18 protein-coding genes are annotated in these 16,357 nt (G+C 64.4%); 10 read left to right on the forward strand and 8 right to left on the reverse strand.

What is annotated here, in order from left to right; all coding sequences use genetic code 11:
* Positions 1 to 287 precede the first annotated feature (287 nt).
* Genes E5222_RS00825 through E5222_RS00835 form a run of 3 tightly spaced genes read left to right on the forward strand, consistent with a single transcriptional unit; the run spans position 288 to position 2,742 of the window.
* Positions 288 to 944: a Tim44/TimA family putative adaptor protein gene (locus E5222_RS00825; RefSeq protein WP_211196068.1), complete on the forward strand. Its 657-nt coding sequence runs from the start codon at positions 288 to 290 to the stop codon at positions 942 to 944.
* A 38-nt stretch (positions 945 to 982) separates the two neighbouring features.
* The gene (gene mltA, locus E5222_RS00830) at positions 983 to 2,182 is read left to right on the forward strand and encodes a murein transglycosylase A (RefSeq protein WP_246021490.1); all 1,200 of its coding nucleotides are present in this window, start codon (positions 983 to 985) and stop codon (positions 2,180 to 2,182) included.
* Positions 2,179 to 2,742, forward strand: a complete 564-nt coding sequence (locus E5222_RS00835; protein WP_136691623.1) for a Smr/MutS family protein — start codon at positions 2,179 to 2,181, stop codon at positions 2,740 to 2,742. Before mltA ends, E5222_RS00835 begins: the two co-directional genes overlap by 4 nt.
* Before the next feature lie 63 nt (positions 2,743 to 2,805).
* On the opposite strand, the gene katG is transcribed toward E5222_RS00835, so the two are convergent.
* From katG to ahpC, 3 genes are all read right to left on the reverse strand, one after another.
* Entirely contained in the window at positions 2,806 to 5,016 is a 2,211-nt protein-coding gene (gene katG, locus E5222_RS00840) for a catalase/peroxidase HPI (protein ID WP_136691625.1), read from the reverse strand.
* 228 nt (positions 5,017 to 5,244) lie between these two features.
* Positions 5,245 to 6,840, reverse strand: a complete 1,596-nt coding sequence (gene ahpF, locus E5222_RS00845) for an alkyl hydroperoxide reductase subunit F (RefSeq protein WP_136691627.1) — start codon at positions 6,838 to 6,840, stop codon at positions 5,245 to 5,247.
* A gap of 131 nt (positions 6,841 to 6,971) precedes the next feature.
* Positions 6,972 to 7,538: an alkyl hydroperoxide reductase subunit C gene (gene ahpC, locus E5222_RS00850; RefSeq protein ID WP_136691629.1), complete on the reverse strand. Its 567-nt coding sequence runs from the start codon at positions 7,536 to 7,538 to the stop codon at positions 6,972 to 6,974.
* A gap of 313 nt (positions 7,539 to 7,851) precedes the next feature.
* Here ahpC and E5222_RS00855 point away from each other — a divergent pair, with 313 nt between their 5' ends.
* Positions 7,852 to 8,571, forward strand: a complete 720-nt coding sequence (locus tag E5222_RS00855) for a hypothetical protein (RefSeq protein ID WP_136691631.1) — start codon at positions 7,852 to 7,854, stop codon at positions 8,569 to 8,571.
* Positions 8,572 to 8,698: 127 nt separating this feature from the next.
* On the opposite strand, the gene aroC is transcribed toward E5222_RS00855, so the two are convergent.
* On the reverse strand, positions 8,699 to 9,772 hold the full coding sequence (gene aroC, locus E5222_RS00860; protein WP_136691633.1) for a chorismate synthase: 1,074 nt from the start codon (positions 9,770 to 9,772) through the stop codon (positions 8,699 to 8,701).
* Between the two features lie 171 nt (positions 9,773 to 9,943).
* Between aroC and ruvA the strand changes: the two genes are divergently transcribed.
* From ruvA to ruvB, 5 genes are read left to right on the forward strand one after another with little or no spacing between them, the layout of a single operon-like run.
* The gene (gene ruvA, locus E5222_RS00865; RefSeq protein ID WP_136691635.1) at positions 9,944 to 10,546 is read left to right on the forward strand and encodes a Holliday junction branch migration protein RuvA; all 603 of its coding nucleotides are present in this window, start codon (positions 9,944 to 9,946) and stop codon (positions 10,544 to 10,546) included.
* A 4-nt stretch (positions 10,547 to 10,550) separates the two neighbouring features.
* On the forward strand, positions 10,551 to 11,180 hold the full coding sequence (locus E5222_RS00870; protein WP_136691637.1) for a hypothetical protein: 630 nt from the start codon (positions 10,551 to 10,553) through the stop codon (positions 11,178 to 11,180).
* Positions 11,181 to 11,186: 6 nt separating this feature from the next.
* On the forward strand, positions 11,187 to 11,777 hold the full coding sequence (locus E5222_RS00875; RefSeq protein WP_136691639.1) for a DsrE family protein: 591 nt from the start codon (positions 11,187 to 11,189) through the stop codon (positions 11,775 to 11,777).
* A 34-nt stretch (positions 11,778 to 11,811) separates the two neighbouring features.
* Positions 11,812 to 12,348, forward strand: a complete 537-nt coding sequence (locus E5222_RS00880; protein ID WP_169053436.1) for a DsrE family protein — start codon at positions 11,812 to 11,814, stop codon at positions 12,346 to 12,348.
* Between the two features lie 2 nt (positions 12,349 to 12,350).
* Positions 12,351 to 13,394, forward strand: coding sequence for a Holliday junction branch migration DNA helicase RuvB (ruvB, locus tag E5222_RS00885; RefSeq protein WP_136691642.1), 1,044 nt, complete (start codon positions 12,351 to 12,353; stop codon positions 13,392 to 13,394).
* 338 nt (positions 13,395 to 13,732) lie between these two features.
* On the opposite strand, the gene E5222_RS16690 is transcribed toward ruvB, so the two are convergent.
* On the reverse strand, positions 13,733 to 14,227 hold the full coding sequence (locus tag E5222_RS16690; protein ID WP_246021583.1) for a hypothetical protein: 495 nt from the start codon (positions 14,225 to 14,227) through the stop codon (positions 13,733 to 13,735).
* Between the two features lie 49 nt (positions 14,228 to 14,276).
* Between E5222_RS16690 and E5222_RS16695 the strand changes: the two genes are divergently transcribed.
* Positions 14,277 to 14,552, forward strand: a complete 276-nt coding sequence (locus tag E5222_RS16695; protein ID WP_246021561.1) for a PEP-CTERM sorting domain-containing protein — start codon at positions 14,277 to 14,279, stop codon at positions 14,550 to 14,552.
* Between the two features lie 76 nt (positions 14,553 to 14,628).
* Here the strand turns inward: E5222_RS16695 and E5222_RS00895 are convergent, their stop codons facing one another.
* Genes E5222_RS00895 through E5222_RS00905 form a run of 3 tightly spaced genes read right to left on the reverse strand, consistent with a single transcriptional unit; the run spans position 14,629 to position 16,332 of the window.
* A complete protein-coding gene (locus E5222_RS00895) occupies positions 14,629 to 15,354 on the reverse strand; it encodes a prolyl hydroxylase family protein (protein ID WP_136691646.1) in 726 nt (241 codons plus the stop codon).
* A 13-nt stretch (positions 15,355 to 15,367) separates the two neighbouring features.
* Positions 15,368 to 15,802 carry a rhodanese-like domain-containing protein gene (locus E5222_RS00900; protein ID WP_136691648.1) on the reverse strand — a complete coding sequence of 145 codons (435 nt, stop codon included), beginning with the start codon at positions 15,800 to 15,802 and terminating at the stop codon, positions 15,368 to 15,370.
* A gap of 2 nt (positions 15,803 to 15,804) precedes the next feature.
* Positions 15,805 to 16,332: a rhodanese-like domain-containing protein gene (locus E5222_RS00905; protein ID WP_136691650.1), complete on the reverse strand. Its 528-nt coding sequence runs from the start codon at positions 16,330 to 16,332 to the stop codon at positions 15,805 to 15,807.
* Between the last annotated feature and the right edge of the window lie 25 nt (positions 16,333 to 16,357).

Here is a 16,357-nt window from a genome sequence, read left to right on the forward strand (position 1 = left end):
CGCGTGCGGCCCGCCTGTTGATCCTTGATGTGCTGGCTGGCGCGCCTAGCACTGCCATGGCCCGCCCGCAACGTGCCTGTGCGGTTTCGCCCCGTCGGGCAGCCTTTCGTTCAGCTGGCATTTCGGTGAAATGTTGCAGTAATCGGACGACCGAGCGAATTGTTGCGCCATCGTGCGTTGTCCATTTGTAATTAGGGCCTATCTGGGCCACAATTGCTTCTCATGCGCGCATTGCGCTCCGTTTCGGGGTTCGGGCGCGCCCGAAGACCGTCATACGGGACATGAATGTGATAGTTGAAATCGCCATCCTCGCCATGGTTGCAGCCTTCTTGGGGCTGCGTCTCTATTCCGTGCTGGGCCGCCGGGCCGAGCAGGAAGAGGAGATCGTGCACAATGGTTTCGACCGGGCGGATGACCAGGGCCGCGTCCCTCCCTCTCCCACGGCGGTGGAGGAAGCCCCGCGGCTGGAACGCCCGATCACCGGTTTCCCGCCCGCGATCGAACAGGGATTGCGCGAAATTGCGGGGTCCGATCGCCGCTTCGACCTGCTCGCCTTCCTCGATGGCGCGAAGGGTGCCTATGAAATGGTGCTCGAAGCCTTCTGGCGCGGCGACAAGGAAGAGCTGAAGGAACTGTGCGACGATGACGTCTATGCCAGCTTCGCCACCGCGATCGACGCGCGCGAGGAAGCGGGCCACACGCTCGACAACAAGCTGATCCGCATTGAGGACACCACGGTGCATTCGGCCATGCTCGACGGGCAGATCGCCCGCATCGCGGTGCGCTTCGTGTCCGACATCGCCGCTGTCACGCGCGACAAGGATGAGAATGTCATTGCCGGCTCGCTGGACGATGCGGTGGAAAGCCGCGACATCTGGACCTTCAGCCGCGACGTGCGCAGCAACGATCCGGCCTGGCTGCTCGACGAAACCGACGAAGGCTGATCCTTCCGCCGATGGGGGCGCGTGATCCCGTGACATCGATGGCGCGCTTTTCTTCCGTTCGACATGTGTTGGCGGCGGTGCCTGCACTGGCGCTTCTGGCGTCCTGCACGGTCGTGCCGGGTGGTACGCCCGCTCCCACACCGCCACCGGTTGCGACGCCCGCCAATGCGGCTGCGCTCAGCCTTGCGCGTGGTCCGGCGATTGAAAGCTTCGGCCTGCTGCCGCGTGATAGCGCCGCCGCGCTCGATGCCTTCCAGGCCAGCTGCCATGTGGTCACGCGGCGCGAGGACCAGACGGGGCTGACCCAGCCTGCCGACTGGTACCAGGCCTGCGCCGAGGCACCCGAATGGCCGCGCGGCAATGCGGCGCAGTTCTTCTCCGCCCATTTCGAAACCGTGCGCGTGGGCGATGGCGCGGCTTTTGCGACCGGATATTTTGAACCGCAGATTCTCGGCTCGCGCGAGAAGCATCCCGGATTCGATGCGCCGGTCTATGCCATGCCCGACGATCTCACCCGCGCCTGGCCCGACGACATGCCGCAGGCCGAGCGCGAGGGGCGTCCGCCGCTGGGCCGCTATGACGAGGATGGGCGTTTCGTCTCCTACTACACCCGCGCGGAGATCGAGGACGGGGCGCTGGAAGGGCGCGGCCTCGAAATCGGCTGGGCGGCGGATCCGGTGGAGCTGTTCTTCCTGCAGATCCAGGGTTCCGGCCGTCTCGTCACGCCCGAAGGCGAGGTGATCCGCATCGGCTATGCCGGACAGAACGGCCATGCCTATACCGGCATTGGCGGCGTGATGCGCGAGCAGGGGCTGCTGGGTGACGGACCGGGGCAATATCCAGGCTCCATGCAGGGCATCATGCAATATATCCGCGAGAACCCGGAGGACGGCCGCGCGCTGATGCGCATGAATGAAAGCTGGGTCTTCTTCACCGAACTGGAGGGAGATGGCCCGCTCGGCAGCATCGGCGTGCCGGTGCGCGGGGAAAGCTCGGTCGCGGTCGATCCAAAGTTCGTGCCCTATGGCGCGCCCGTATTCCTTGCCACCGACCGGGCGGAGGCGCGCGGGCTGTGGGTGGCGCAGGACACTGGTGGCGCGATCCGCGGTCCCAACCGCTTCGACACGTTCTGGGGCGCGGGCGAGCGGGCGCGCGAGATTGCCGGCGGCATGAGTGCGCGCGGCGAGGCTTTGCTGTTCCTGCCGCGCGGCACGCTGGACCGGCTGGGCGTGCCATGAGCCGCAAGGCCCCGCGCGGCCTATCGGAGGCGGAGGCCGCGCTCTGGGCGAAAGTCGCCGCCAGCGTGACGCCGCTGGAGCCGCGCCGGACGGAGCACAAGCCGCTGCTGACGCAACCTGCCAGTGCCCCGATCGCGAAGCCCGCACCACGTGTGAAGGGCCGCGTCCCCAAGCCACTCGTCCCGCCAGCTCCGGCTCCCGCGCCGGTTCATGACAGCGGCCTCGATTCGCATTGGGAGCGGCGGCTGACGCGCGCTTCGACAGAGCCCGATTTCACTCTCGACCTGCATGGCCATACGCTCGACCAGGCACACAGGCGGCTGGATACCGGGCTGATGCAGGCCAAGGCGATGGGCGCGCGGCTGGTGCTGCTGATCACCGGCAAGCCGCGCCCGGTCGATGCGGCTGACCGTGGGGAGAAGCGCGGGGCGATCCGCGCCAAGATCCTCGACTGGCTCGCCGCAGGGCCGCATGGCTCAGACATTGCGGCGGTCAGGACTGCACACCGCCGCCATGGGGGCGAGGGTGCGCTTTATCTCGTGCTGAGGCGGCGACGCTAAGGCGCAAAAAAGCCCCCGGCATTGCTGCCGGGGGCCCTGCGACCCTGAAATTGGGACGACCTCCTAGTGGTACTTCGCCATGGTGAGGTCAAAGCGGTCGGCATCCATCACCTTGGTCCAGGCTGCGACGAAGTCCTTCACGAACTTCTCCTTGCTGGTGTCCTCGGCATAGACTTCGGAGATCGCCCGCAGCTGCGAGTTTGAGCCGAAGACCAGGTCCGTGCGCGTGGCGCGCCACTTTTCCGCACCCGTTGCGCGGTCGGTGCCGACGAACTCCTCGTCGCCGCTCTCGTCCACGACCTTCCAGCGCGTGCCCATGTCGAGCAGGTTCACGAAGAAGTCGTTCGACAGCACACCCGGACGATCGGTGAAGACGCCGATGCGCGAACCATGATCGGCGTGGTTGCTCACCGCACCCAGCGCGCGCATGCCGCCGACCAGCGCGGTCATCTCCGGAATGGAGAGGCCGAGCAGGTTTGCGCGATCGACCAGCATGTCCTCGGTCTTCACGCTCGCCTTGGTCTTCAGGTAGTTGCGGAAACCGTCGGCAAAGGGCTCGAGCGGCTCGAAGCTCTCGGCATCGGTCTGCTCCTCGCTCGCGTCGCCGCGGCCGGTGGTGACATTGACCGATACGGCAAAGCCGCCGTCCTTGGCCGCCTTCTCGACCGCAGCCGCGCCAGCCAGCACGATGGCATCGGCCATCGAGAGGTTGCCACGCAGGCTGTCGATCTTGGCGAGGACCTTGCCCAGTTCCTCCGGATCGTTGACCGCCCAGTCCTTCTGCGGCGCGAGGCGGACGCGGGCGCCATTGGCACCACCGCGATTGTCCGAATTACGGAAGGTCGAGGCCGAGGCCCAGGCCGCCTTGACCAGCTCGGAAACGGAGAGCCCGCTGCCGAGAATGGCCGACTTGAAGGCCGAGACATCGCTGTCCGAAGGCTTGCTGCCGGCGGGAACGGGGTCCTGCCAGATCAGCTCTTCGGCCGGGACTTCCGGGCCGAGGTAACGCGCCTTGGGCCCCATGTCGCGGTGGCACAGCTTGAACCATGCGCGGGCGAAGGCATCGTCGAGCGCCGCCTGATCATCGCGGAAGCGTTCGGAAATCTTGCGATATTCCGGATCGCGCTTCAGCGCCATGTCGGCGGTGGTCATCATGGTCGGGACCTTCTTGTTCGGGTCCCGCGCATCGGGTGCCATATCCTCTTCGGACTGGTTGATCGGCTGCCACTGATTGGCGCCAGCCGGGCTCTGCACCAGCTCATAGTCATACTTGAACAGCAGGCGGAAGTAGTCGCCACCCCACTTGATGGGGTTGTTCGACCATGCGCCTTCGATGCCCGAAGTGGTAATGTGACCCTTGGCGATCTGGTCGTCATCGGTCGCCCAGCCAAAGCCCTGCATTTCCAGCGCGCCGCTTTCGGGGCTGCCGGAAAGCTGGTCCGGAGGGACCATGCCGTGCGCCTTGCCGAAGGCGTGACCGCCTGCGGTGAGAGCCACGGTTTCCTCGTCATTCATTGCCATGCGGGCGAAAGTCTCGCGCATGTCGCGGGCCATGCCCTCGGCATCGTGCGGATTGCCGCCCGGTCCTTCCGGATTGACGTAGATGAGGCCCATCTGGATCGCGGCCAGCGGGTTGTCCATCGCCTTGCCCTCATCGGGGATGATGCGGGTTTCGGCGCCCTGGTCGACCCAGAGTTCTTCCGTGCCCCAATAGACGTTCTCGGGCTCGAACACGTCCTTGCGACCGCCGCCGAAGCCGAAGGTGGGACCACCCATGCTCTCGATCGCGACATTGCCGGTGAGGATGAAGAGGTCGGCCCAGCTGATATGCTTGCCGTATTTCTTCTTGATCGGCCAGAGCAGGCGGCGCGCCTTGTCGAGGTTGCCGTTATCCGGCCAGCTGTTGAGCGGAGCGAAGCGCTGCTGACCGCTGCCCGCGCCGCCGCGACCGTCGCCGGTGCGATAGGTGCCGGCTGCATGCCAGGCCATGCGGATGAAGAAGGGGCCGTAATGGCCGTAATCGGCCGGCCACCAGTCCTGGCTGTCGGTCATCAGCGCGGTGAGGTCTGCCTTCAGCGCGGCATAGTCGACGGCGTTGAAGGCTTCGCAATAATCGAAGTCCGCGCCCATCGGATCGGCGGCCCTGCCTTCCTGCGTGAGGATTTCGAGCTGGAGCGCATCGGGCCACCAGTCCTTGTTGGTACGGCCAAGCAGCGACCTTACGCCGCCGGTGAAGGGGCATCCGCCCGACATCGAACCCGTTTCTGCGTCCATGGAAATCTCTCCTCTCGAGTGGTGGCGACGCGCCCCTGCGGCGAGTCGCCAATCTGTTGACACAAGGAAGATGCGCCTCTGTGACTTATTCGTCTAACCGATTGATTGGCATTCAATGATCGATTTTGACGTTCAAAAGGTGAGGCGTTCCCACGCTGCGCCCAAACGAAAAGCCCCGCCGGCGCCGGGGCGCGGGCGGGGCTTCGCTGTGTGTTCGGCTGAGGCAGCCTATTTGGCGGCTTCTGCCATTGCCTCTGCCGGGGCCGCATTGCGGATCAAATAGTCGAATGCGCTGAGAGCCGCTTTCGACCCTTCGCCCATGGCGATGATGATCTGCTTGTAGGGCACGGTGGTAACGTCGCCCGCGGCGAAGACGCCGGGCAGGTTGCTCGCCGCCTTGTGATCGATCTCGATCTCGCCATGCTGGCTGAGCGCCAGGCCGGAATCCCTGAGCCATTCGGTGTTGGGCACAAGGCCGATCTGCACGAACACGCCTTCCAGCGCGACCTTGCGCTCATCTCCGCTCTCGCGGTCCTTGTAGATGAGGCCGTTCACGCGTTCGCCGTCGCCGGTGATCTCGGTCGTCTGCGCATTCAGGTGAATGTCCACATTGGGCATCAGACGCAGCTTGTCCTGCAGCACCTCGTCGGCGCGCAGCTTGCTGTCGAATTCGAACAAGGTCACGTGGCCAACGATACCGGCGAGGTCGATTGCCGCCTCGACGCCGCTATTGCCGCCGCCGATCACCGCCACGCGCTTGCCCTTGAACAGCGGACCATCGCAATGCGGGCAATAGGCAACGCCCTTGTTGCGATAGTCCTGCTCACCCGGAACGCCCAGATTGCGCCAGCGCGCGCCGGTGGAGAGGATGACGGAGCGGGCCTTGAGCACCGCGCCGTTCTCCATCTCGACCTGATGGTAATCGCCCGCACGTTCGGCGGGGACCAACTTCTTCGCAGTCTGCAGGTTCATCACGTCGATGTCGTATTCGCCGACATGGCTTTCCAACTGCGCGGCCAGCTTGGGGCCTTCGGTATAGGGGACGGAGATGAAGTTCTCGATCCCCATCGTGTCGAGAACCTGGCCGCCGAAACGCTCCGCCGCGATGCCGGTGCTGAAGCCCTTGCGTGCGGTATAGATCGCCGCCGAGGCACCGGCGGGACCGCCGCCGATCACCAGCACCTCGAAGGCGGGCTTGTCGGCCAGCTTCGCCGCGGCGCGGGCGGAGGCATTGCCGTCCAGCTTCTGCAGGATTTCCTCCACGCCCATCTTGCCGCTGGCGAACATCTCGCCATTCAGGAAGGTCGCGGGCACGGCCATCACATTGCGGCTATCGACTTCCTCCTGGAAGGAGCCGCCTTCGATCAGCGTCGCCGTGATGCGCGGGTTGTAGAGCGCCATCAGCGTCAGCGCCTGCACCACGTCCGGGCAGTTGTGGCAGGAAAGCGAGAAGAACATCTCGAACTCGTAATCGCCTTCCAGCGCGGCGATCTGGTCGAGGACCTCCTGCTCCACCTTCGGCGGATGGCCGCCTGCCCACAGCAAGGCGAGGACGAGCGAGGTAAATTCGTGCCCCATCGGCAGGCCGGCGAAGCGGACCCACTTGCCGGCATCGGATGCGCGGCGGATGATGAAGCTTGGCTTGCGGTCATGGTCGCCGTCGAAACTGGCGCTGACCTTGTCGGACAGGGCAGCGATCTCTTCCAGCAGTTCACGCGTATCGGAAGAACGCTTGCTGTCGTCGAGCGAGGCGACCAGTTCGATCGGTTCGCGCAGATTGCCGAGATATTGCTGCAGCTGCTGCGTCATATTGGCATCGAGCATCGCATGTCTCCTGTCGTAAGAAGTGAAAAACGGCCCGGGGGCTTCCGGGGGGATGGGGGAGGTGGAAGGCCCCGGACCGTTCACGCGACCCGTCGGGGGCGACGGGTTCGTTATTCAGTTAAGTGGTGGGCTTAGATCTTGCCCACGAGGTCCAGCGAGGGAGCCAGCGTGTCGGCGCCTTCTTCCCAAGCGGCCGGGCAGACCTGGCCGGGGTTAGCGCGGACATACTGGGCCGCCTTGATCTTGCGGGTCAGTTCGTTGGCATTACGGCCCACGCCTTCGCAGGTGATTTCCATGATCTGGATGATGCCGTCGGGATCGACCACGAAGGTCGCACGGTCGGCCAGGCCCATTTCCTCACGCAGCACGTCGAAGTTCTTCGACAGCGTGTGCAGCTGGTCTCCCAGGAAGGGGAACTTGAGCTTGCCGATCTTCTCGGACGTGTCGTGCCAGGCCTTGTGGCTGAAATGCGTGTCGGTCGACACGGCGTATACTTCCACGTCCATGCCCTTCAGCATTTCGTACTTTTCGCCCATGTCTTCCAGCTCGGTCGGGCACACGAAGGTGAAGTCCGCCGGGTAGAAGAAGAACACGGCCCACTTGCCTTCGATGTCCTTTTCGGTGACGTCGAAGAAGTCCTTGCCGGCCTGGAATGCGGTGGCCTTGAACGGCGTAATCTTGCTGCCGATGATACCCATCAAAATCTCCTGTATCGGGTCTGAAACTCGACGCTGGAGATAGGGTGCTTCAGTGATCTGAAAAGCGGCTTGTTGCGATTGCGGTGATTGAAATATTCGATCACCTCCGTGAATGTTTCGATAAGTGCAACAGCTGTTGTATTTTTTGCACCAATCCTGCTGGCAGGGCGGTGCGCCTGCCTGCTGCGACTCGGGCGATGGTATTGGGCAAATCCGTTTGCGTCGCGCCGGCGGCCCGCTAGATTGCGAGGGCCGAAAGGCAGGCCGGGGAGGGGCTTTCATGACAGCAAGTATTGCCGCAGCGCCAACAGGCGTGCGCAGATTCAAACCGTCATTCTTCTTCTGGCTGGCGCTGGCCATGTGCTTCTTCGTCATCGCCGGCTTTGGAATCCATTCGGGATTGCCGGCTCTACAGGGTAATTTCCCGCCCGCGCCGCCTATCGTGCACATACACGCCGTGGTGTTCGGCACCTGGATGCTGCTGCTGCTGGCCCAGACCGGCCTGGCGAGTACCGGGAATGTGAAGCTGCACCGCAGCCTTGGCACATGGGGCATCGCCCATGCCACCGCCATCCTGCTGATCGGCCTCGCCACCCAACTCATCGCCTCGCGTGCCGGGATGGATGCCGGGCGCGATCCCGGCACCGATGGTCTCTACCTCGGCATCCTGGCTGTGATCGGCTTCGCGATCATGTTCACCTTGGCGATCCGCAACGTGAAACGACCGCAGATCCACAAGCGGATGATGATGTTCGCGATGCTGCCCGTGCTGCCGCCGGGCGTGAACCGCTTCTGGTCCAACGCGCTGGGGCTCGACGATCCTATCCCGACCTTCTGGCTCTACCTGACGCTGTGGGGAATGGCGGCGGCCATCCTGTGGCAGGAACGGCGTGAGACCGGTGGGATCAGCAGATATTCGCTGTTCGGAGCTGCGTGGATTTTCGTCGAGGGCGCGATCCACGAAGCCGTGGTGGGATCGCCGTGGTTCAACGAGGTGGGCAGAATTGTGCTGGGTCTGGCGGTCTATCGCTAGAACAACGCCTTCGCACTAGTTCAAACGGGCCGCAGGTCCGCAAGGGCGACCGCCCGCCCGCAGGTGCCCCGAAGTGAAACGGAGGGAATGGCACCGAGGATGCTCGCCCGGATGGGCGAGCGTCACATCAACCCACTTGAGCCCGGTGCAGCATCATGTGATCCGCCAGCACCAGCGCCATCATCGCCTCGACCACCGGCGCACCGCGAATGCCGACGCAGGGATCATGCCGCCCCTTGGTGCGGATATCGACCGCCTCGCCCTCCGAATTGATCGACTGGCGCGGGATCAGGATCGAGCTGGTGGGCTTGAAGGCCACGCGGCACACGACAGGCTGGCCGGTCGAGATGCCGCCCGCGATCCCGCCCGCATGGTTGGCGAGGAATTCCGGCCCCTCACCTGCCGCGCCGGGCCGCATCTCGTCGGCATTGTCCTCACCGCGCAGGGCGGCTGCGGCCATGCCCTCGCCGATCTCCACGCCCTTTACCGCGTTGATGCCCATCATCGCGGCGGCAAGGTCTGCATCGAGCTTGGCATAGATCGGCGCGCCCCATCCTGCAGGCACGCCCGTCGCCACACATTCGACCACTGCGCCGAGCGATGATCCGTCCTTGCGCGCCTCGTCCACCAGCTTCTCCCAGCGTTCGGCGGCCAGATGGTCCGGGCAGAAGAACGGGTTCTGGTCGATGTAGGTATAGTCGATATTGTCGCGGTCGATCTCGTCCCCGCCGATCGCGGAGACATAGGCGGTGATCTCCACCTCGGGGATCGCCAGCCGCGCGATCGCGCTCGCCGCCACCCGCGCCGCTGTCTCGCGCGCGCTCGACCGCCCGCCGCCGCGATAATCGCGATGGCCGTATTTCGCGTCATAGGCATAGTCGGCATGGCCGGGGCGGTATGCCTTGGCGATCTCGCCATAATCCTTGCTGCGCTGGTCGGTATTCTCGATCATCAGGCTGATCGGCGTGCCGGTGGTCTTGCCCTCGAACACGCCGGAGAGGATCTTCACCTGGTCCGGCTCATTGCGCTGCGTGGTAAAGCGGCTGGTGCCCGGACGGCGCGCATCGAGGAAAGGCTGGATATCCTCCTCGCTCACTTCCAGGCCCGGAGGGCAACCGTCCACCACCGCGCCCAAGGCAGGCCCGTGGCTTTCCCCCCAGGTGGTGAAGCGGAAGACGCGTCCGAAAGTGTTCATGCTCATGGGCCGCGTCTTTCCTCCAAGCCGGACGATTTGTCCACCACTCGTCATTGCGAGCGGAGCGAAGCAATCCAGTGCCGGGACTGGATTGCCGCGCTCCCTTCGGTCGCTCGCAATGACGATAAGTGTGCGGCGGGACTATTCTTTGAGGCGCAAAACGGGCAGGAACAGAACATGATCGCGAAACTGAAGGGACTGCTCGACGAAACCGGTGAGGACTGGGCGGTGATCGACGTCCAGGGCGTCGGCTATCTGGTCCACTGCTCGTCCAAGACGCTCTCCGCGCTGGGCGAGACCGGAGAGGCCTGCACCGTCTATACCGACCTGCAGGTGTCGGAGAACGACATGCGCCTGCTCGGCTTTGCCGAAAGCGCGGAGCGCGACTGGTTCCGCCTGCTCAATTCGGTGCAGGGTGTGGGGTCCAAAGTGGCGCTTGCCATCCTCTCAGCGCTTTCGACCGGAGAACTGCGCGATGCCTGCGCGGCGGTGGACGCCGCCGCGATAGCGCGGGCCAAGGGCGTGGGGCCGAAACTGGCGGGGCGCATCGTCAATGAGCTGAAGGACAAGGCGGGCGCTTTGCCGGGTGGTGGCGGAGTGGCGGGTGTTGCCGCAGCGCCAAAGGGCAGGGCGGGCTCCGATGCCGCATCGGCGCTGGAAAACCTTGGTTTCAAACCTGCGGTGGCGGCGCAGGCTGTGGCAACCGCGCTCAACGAGCTTGGCGATGATGCCAGCGAAAGTGACCTGATCCGTGTGGCGTTGAAGAGGGCGGCGGGGTGATGAAATGGTAGCAAGGAAGCTTGCTTTGCAACGATGGATCGTGTCGATCGCTGGATTGGCGAGCTTGGTCTTCTTGGCGGGCACGGCCAAAGCGCAAGAAGAGGAAACTCTCCCAGAAACCGAGTTCTGGCTTCCGCTGTCGGCGGAATTGCGGGAGCAAGGAGCGCATGGCGAGCTAATAGTGGTGGCCCAATTGGCGCCAGAACGGGATGTATTTGATGTCCTAGTCGAGCAATCGACGGGGTCGGTTGTTCTCGACGAGTATGCTGTCGCCAAACTTGAAGAGAACGGGTTGCCCGAAACGCACACTGTAAACGGTGAGATTCGGGCGCGGCTAAAAATACATCTATACTCCTTCACCCTGTCGATACCGGTCGGGACGGAATACACCTGTGAGCAGGCCGTGCGCGATTATGACTGGTATCACTCGCTGGAGCTTGCCTCAGGGCCATGGAGAAATCCCCTGATCTCCTTCTATGGAGGTGCGGCAATCGTTACGGATCGCGAGGAAGTTCAGTTCTTCAAAGATCGCGAGAAGCGTGCAGTTGCGATTGAGACTGCGATCGCGGTCTGTCGGCAGAAGCCGGAATCGGTGTTCCTTCGTGAATTGATTCTCGCTGGAAACGCACAGTAGGTTAGCATGATCAAATCCGTCCTTCTCCATTCTGCGGACCGTCAGCCGGGGAACCTTTTCCGGTTCCTCCCCGTGGTGCTTACATTGCTGCTCGCCACCCCTGCCGTCGCACAAGACATCCCCCAATTCACCACCGGCCCGGTCTTCACCGATTTCGGCCCCGTCGCCGATGTCGACTACGACATGACAATCCCCGCCGACGCCCATTTCCGCGTCGCTTTCGACGTCACTGCGCAGGCCGAGCAGGGAGAGGTCAACCGCGCGCTGACCAGCGCGGCGCGCTTCATCAACATGCATGTGCGTGCCGGCGTGCCGGAGGAGCGGGTGCAGGTGGCGCTCGTCATCCATGGCCCGGCTGGCAATGATGTGCTGAGCGCAGAGGCCTATGCCGCGCGCTTCGACGGGGCAGAGAATGCGAACCTGCCGGTGATCGCGGCGCTGCTCGACCATGGCGTGCAGATCATCATCTGCGGCCAGAGCGCCACCGGCATGGGCATCGCCAAGGCAGACCTCGCACCCGGCGTGCAGATGGCGCTTTCCGCCATGACCGCGCATGCGCTGTTGCAACAGCAGGGCTATACGCTCAATCCTTTCTGATCGCCCGCCACTCCGCCCCGAAGGAGACTATCCGATGCGCAGACTGCCCCTGATCCTCGCCATGGCCCTCTCTCTGGTGGCGGCTCCAGCCTTGGCACAGGAGCGGATGAGTGGGCCGGTCTTCACCAAATTCGGATCGTGGCGACCCGTCGAAAACAACATACCGGTCCCGGCGGATGGGGAGATCAAGGCGATCTTCGACATTGTCCGCGCGGCCGAACCGGGCCAGGTCAATGGGCGGATCGACAGCGCGGCGCGCTTTGTCAACCTGCTGGTCCATGCCGGCGTGCCGGAGGAGAACGTGAAACTCGCCATCGTCCTCCACGGCCCCTCGATCCGCGATGTCACGCATGACGCGGCCTATGGCGCCGCCAATGACGGGGCCAGCAATGCCAGCGCCGCAGCGATCGCCGAAATGATCGCGCATGGCGTGCAGTTCTATGTCTGCGGCCAATCGGCGCTGAGCCAGGGCATTACCGCCGAAGACCTGTTGCCGGGCGTCCTCATGACCTATTCGCAGACGGTCACCACTGCGCTGCTGCACCAGCAAGGCTACCAGAACATCCCTTGAGCATGACCGATCCCGTCCCCCTCCATACCCCCGACCGCCAGCCGGAAGACCCGGACGCGGCGCTGCGCCCGAAATCGCTTGGCGAGTTCGTCGGCCAGCAGGCCGCGCGGGAGAATTTGCGCGTCTTTATCGAGGCGGCGAAGGGCCGGGGCGAGGCCATGGACCATGTGCTGTTCTTCGGCCCTCCCGGCCTCGGCAAAACCACGCTGGCGCAGATCGTGGCAAAGGAACTGGGCGTGGGCTTTCGCGCCACCAGCGGCCCGGTGATTGCCAAGGCGGGGGATCTGGCCGCGCTGCTCACGAACCTTGAGCCGCATGACGTCCTCTTCATCGACGAGATCCATCGTCTTAACCCGGTGGTGGAGGAAGTGCTCTATCCCGCGATGGAGGACCGCGCGCTCGATATCATTATCGGAGAGGGGCCGTCTGCGCGCTCTGTCCGCATCGACCTGCCGCCTTTCACGCTGGTCGGCGCGACCACGCGGCAGGGGCTGCTGACCACGCCGCTGCGCGATCGCTTCGGTATTCCGGTGCGGCTCAACTTCTATACCGAGGACGAGTTGCTCAAGGTCGTCACGCGCGGGGCGGGGCTGCTGGGCTTGGAGATCGATCCCGCGGGCGCGCGCGAGATTGCCCGCCGCTCGCGCGGCACGCCGCGTGTGGCAGGCCGGCTGATGCGCCGCGTGCGCGATTTCGCCCATGTCGGCGGTGGCGGCACGGTGACGGCCAAACTTGCGGATGAGGCGCTCACCCGGCTGGAGATCGATAGCCTTGGCCTCGATGCGATGGATCGCCGCTACCTCACCATGATCGCCGATATCTACAAGGGCGGGCCGGTGGGCGTGGAGACGCTGGCAGCAGGCCTATCCGAGCCGCGCGACACGGTGGAGGAAGTGGTCGAACCTTACCTCATCCAGCTCGGCCTGGTGGCGCGCACCGCGCGCGGGCGCTGCCTCAATGCAGGCGGCTGGGCGCATCTGGGAATCGATCCGCCAAGTGATTCGCCATCGGGTGCGCAGGGCGGGCTGTTCGACCCGTCCAAATAGGCCCTCGGCGCCGAACAGCCTTCGCGAAGGGCGCCGGTTCGGTTCCAATGTGGGACAAAGCACTGCGAGCCACGCAAATCCGCCGAGAAAAGTGGGCGTGGGACAGGGTTAAGCACCTCTTTACCATTGCCCCTTCCGCCAAGAACCGTCTCTTTGAGAGCGTTGGAAGGACCATATGGGCCTGTTTTGGGGGCAGCGTGGTTCGACAGGGAAACGCGAAGAGAGACACTTATGTCCGTACGAATGGCCCTTGCGAAGATGTCCGCCGTAGCCGCCGGGGGTGCGCTGGTTACGGGCGGCGCGGTGCATGTCGCCGAGCCGCAGGCAGCGGAAGTGGACTACAAGTCCGACAAGGCCGTGGAAGCGCCCGTGCTGGCATCGGTGAAGGACGTGCCGGCGGCCCGCGCGATCCCGCCGCGTGAAACCACCCGTATTCGCCGCGTGGTGGAAACCGAGCCGGAACCCGTTCCGCTGCCGCTTCCGCCCTTGCCGCTTCCTGCCGCGCAAGCTTGCTGCGGCGGTGGTGGCGGGGAGCCGATCATCATCGGTGGTTCGGGAGGCTTCGGCGGTTTCGGCGGAGGATTCTTCGGCGGCTTCTTCGGGGGTAGCGGCGGCAGCTCCTCCATTGGCGACATCATCGTCAACCAGGAGCAGGACCAGGACCAGAGCAGCACCAGCGGCGGGGACATCAATATCGACATCGATATCGACAATTCCTCGACCGGTAGCTCGACTTCGACCTCGACCGGCGGCTCGTCCACTTCGACGTCCTCGACCACGGGCGGCGTGTCGACCTCGACGGGCAGCGTGAGCACTTCAACCGGTTCGGTCACCAGCTCCTCTGGCAATTACTCGTCTACCTCGACGTCAACGTCGGGCAATGTGTCGACGAGCACCAGTTCGTCGAGCTCGACCTCGACCAGCACCAGTTCGTCGACTTCCACGTCCACATCAAGCTCGACCAGTTCGTCTACCTCGACTTCGACCAGCTCTTCGAGCGGCTGCAACTGCACGACGACGACCACCAGCACCACCTCCGGCACGAAGGTACCGGAACCGGGCATGTTGCTGCTGTTCGGTGCTGGCGCGGGCGCCGTGTTCATGCGCCGCCGCCGTCGCAAGGGCGAGGCAGGACAAGACACCGAATACGCGGCCTGAAGACACCAGTCGCAGGCAGCATTGGGGGGAAGAGGCGGTCCGCTGCGGGCCGCCTCTTTCGGTTTGTGGGTAGCATCTAGCGCAGGTGCAGGCTCCATTCGTCCTGCCGGAACCACTGGGTGATCACATATTTGGCGCCCGCGTCCACCGGCATTCCTGCATGCAGCGTGGCCGGGTTGGGGTGGCCGCCGGCGTCCATATTGTTCCACACCACCAGCGTACCCGTCTTGGGAGGGATGGCGACGCCGAGCTTGTGGAAGTCGGTCGCGCCACCTGCTTCGGGCTCGTTGAGGCAGAGCATCGCCGTCCAGCTGCGCTGCCCGCCGCGTCGCCGTTCCTGCTGCCAATAGGGCTGGCCGGGCGTGAAATAGTCGAAATGATGCTTGTATTGCTGGCCCGGCAGGTAGCGCTGTCCCTGCATTACCTCGGCATGGGCGACGGGAATGCCAAGCGCATCGGCAATCGCCCGCTGCAGGCTGACGACATCGGGATCGCCTTCGTCGAAATGATGGGTGGAGCTGGTGCGGAAGCCGTCTACCTCCGTCCCCTCGAACAGCTCCGAAGGGCCGATGCGGCTGTCGATCACCGAGACCAGCCGCGCGCATTCCTTCGCATCGCGGAAGCCGGGAATGGTGAACAGGTCGGCCTTCGTGCCGCCATGCGCGACAATGCCGGGCTTGCCGGACAGGCGGCTGCTTACCGCTGCGCCGACCGCGGCGAGCTTTGCCGGATCGTTGACCGGATCGACCAGTCCCGAAGGCGCGGCGCGTGGGGCGTCGTAGGAGAACGTGAAGCGGCTCACCTGCCCCCCCCAGTCAGCTCGCGGGGCGCGGTTCGGCCAGTGTCTCGAGGCCCGCTTCCTCCCAGGCGAGGATGCCGCCTTCCAGATGGCGCACGGTGCCGCCGATGTGTTCGGCCAGCTTGGTCGCGGCCTCTCCGGAACGGCGTGAGGAGCGGCACATCAGGATTGTTGTGCGCCCCACTTCCATCGGGATGCTGGCAGGATCGAACGTGGAAAGCGGGGCATTGAGCGCGCCCGCCAGCCGCATTTCGGCGAATTCCTCCGGCGTGCGCACATCCACCAAGATCGCCTCGCCCGCTTTCAGCATGGCGGCGAGGTCGACGGCAGAGATGGTTTCCACCGCCGCCACGCTTGCCTCTTCCGCAACGGCACCGGGTGCGATCTCCTCCTCTTCCACCGAACAGGCGGCAAGGGCCAGGGGCAGGCAAAGCAGGACGGCACGGCGCATGATTACTCTCCTTCAAACGGGAAGGCGGAGACCCAGCCCACGGCCGGATCTTCTATGCTCATCAGGTCCGCCAGTTCCCAGACATTGGTATAACCATATCCGTGCAGGTTGATGAAGGTGGGAATGTTGAGCGCTAGCTCGATTTTCTTGGATGGCACCGGTGCCACGTTGTCTGAGAAGTTGTTGTTGCAATAGATGAGGATCGGGCGGTCGCGGTCAGACCCGATCACTTCGGCCAGCTTCGCTTGGGTGAAATCGGAAAAGGGCAGGTTTACCGCACCCTCGATATGCCCCCACTGGAACGCTGCCGCGGAGCGTGTGTCGAGGATGATCGCATCGCCTGCTTCGGCCACGGCGGAGAACTCGTCCCAGCCAAGCAGGTGATCTTCGCGCACTTCGGCAAGCTGAGCGGTCAGCGCCAGGAAACCGGCGTAATCGACATCGGAAGGCGGGGCGCTATCCTGCGCATGGGCGGGCATAGTGGCAAGGCTCAGCGCCAATGCGGCGAGCGACAAACGAATGGCGGGCATGGCAGGTCTCCCCTTCTGCAATCAG

It is taken from the genome of Alteraurantiacibacter aquimixticola (assembly GCF_004965515.1).
Lineage (GTDB): Bacteria > Pseudomonadota > Alphaproteobacteria > Sphingomonadales > Sphingomonadaceae > Alteraurantiacibacter > Alteraurantiacibacter aquimixticola.

Bases quoted from the DNA above. Each gene is read 5' to 3' on its own strand.
- mltA (WP_246021490.1), top strand. From the start codon at position 983: ATGGCGCGCTTTTCTTCCGTTCGACATGTGTTGGCGGCGGTGCCTGCA.
- E5222_RS00835 (WP_136691623.1), top strand. From the start codon at position 2,179: ATGAGCCGCAAGGCCCCGCGCGGCCTATCGGAGGCGGAGGCCGCGCTC.
- katG (WP_136691625.1), bottom strand. From the start codon at position 5,016: ATGGACGCAGAAACGGGTTCGATGTCGGGCGGATGCCCCTTCACCGGC.
- ahpF (WP_136691627.1), bottom strand. From the start codon at position 6,840: ATGCTCGATGCCAATATGACGCAGCAGCTGCAGCAATATCTCGGCAAT.
- ahpC (WP_136691629.1), bottom strand. From the start codon at position 7,538: ATGGGTATCATCGGCAGCAAGATTACGCCGTTCAAGGCCACCGCATTC.
- aroC (WP_136691633.1), bottom strand. From the start codon at position 9,772: ATGAGCATGAACACTTTCGGACGCGTCTTCCGCTTCACCACCTGGGGG.
- ruvA (WP_136691635.1), top strand. From the start codon at position 9,944: ATGATCGCGAAACTGAAGGGACTGCTCGACGAAACCGGTGAGGACTGG.
- E5222_RS00870 (WP_136691637.1), top strand. From the start codon at position 10,551: ATGGTAGCAAGGAAGCTTGCTTTGCAACGATGGATCGTGTCGATCGCT.
- E5222_RS00875 (WP_136691639.1), top strand. From the start codon at position 11,187: ATGATCAAATCCGTCCTTCTCCATTCTGCGGACCGTCAGCCGGGGAAC.
- E5222_RS00880 (WP_169053436.1), top strand. From the start codon at position 11,812: ATGCGCAGACTGCCCCTGATCCTCGCCATGGCCCTCTCTCTGGTGGCG.
- ruvB (WP_136691642.1), top strand. From the start codon at position 12,351: ATGACCGATCCCGTCCCCCTCCATACCCCCGACCGCCAGCCGGAAGAC.
- E5222_RS00900 (WP_136691648.1), bottom strand. From the start codon at position 15,802: ATGCGCCGTGCCGTCCTGCTTTGCCTGCCCCTGGCCCTTGCCGCCTGT.
- E5222_RS00905 (WP_136691650.1), bottom strand. From the start codon at position 16,332: ATGCCCGCCATTCGTTTGTCGCTCGCCGCATTGGCGCTGAGCCTTGCC.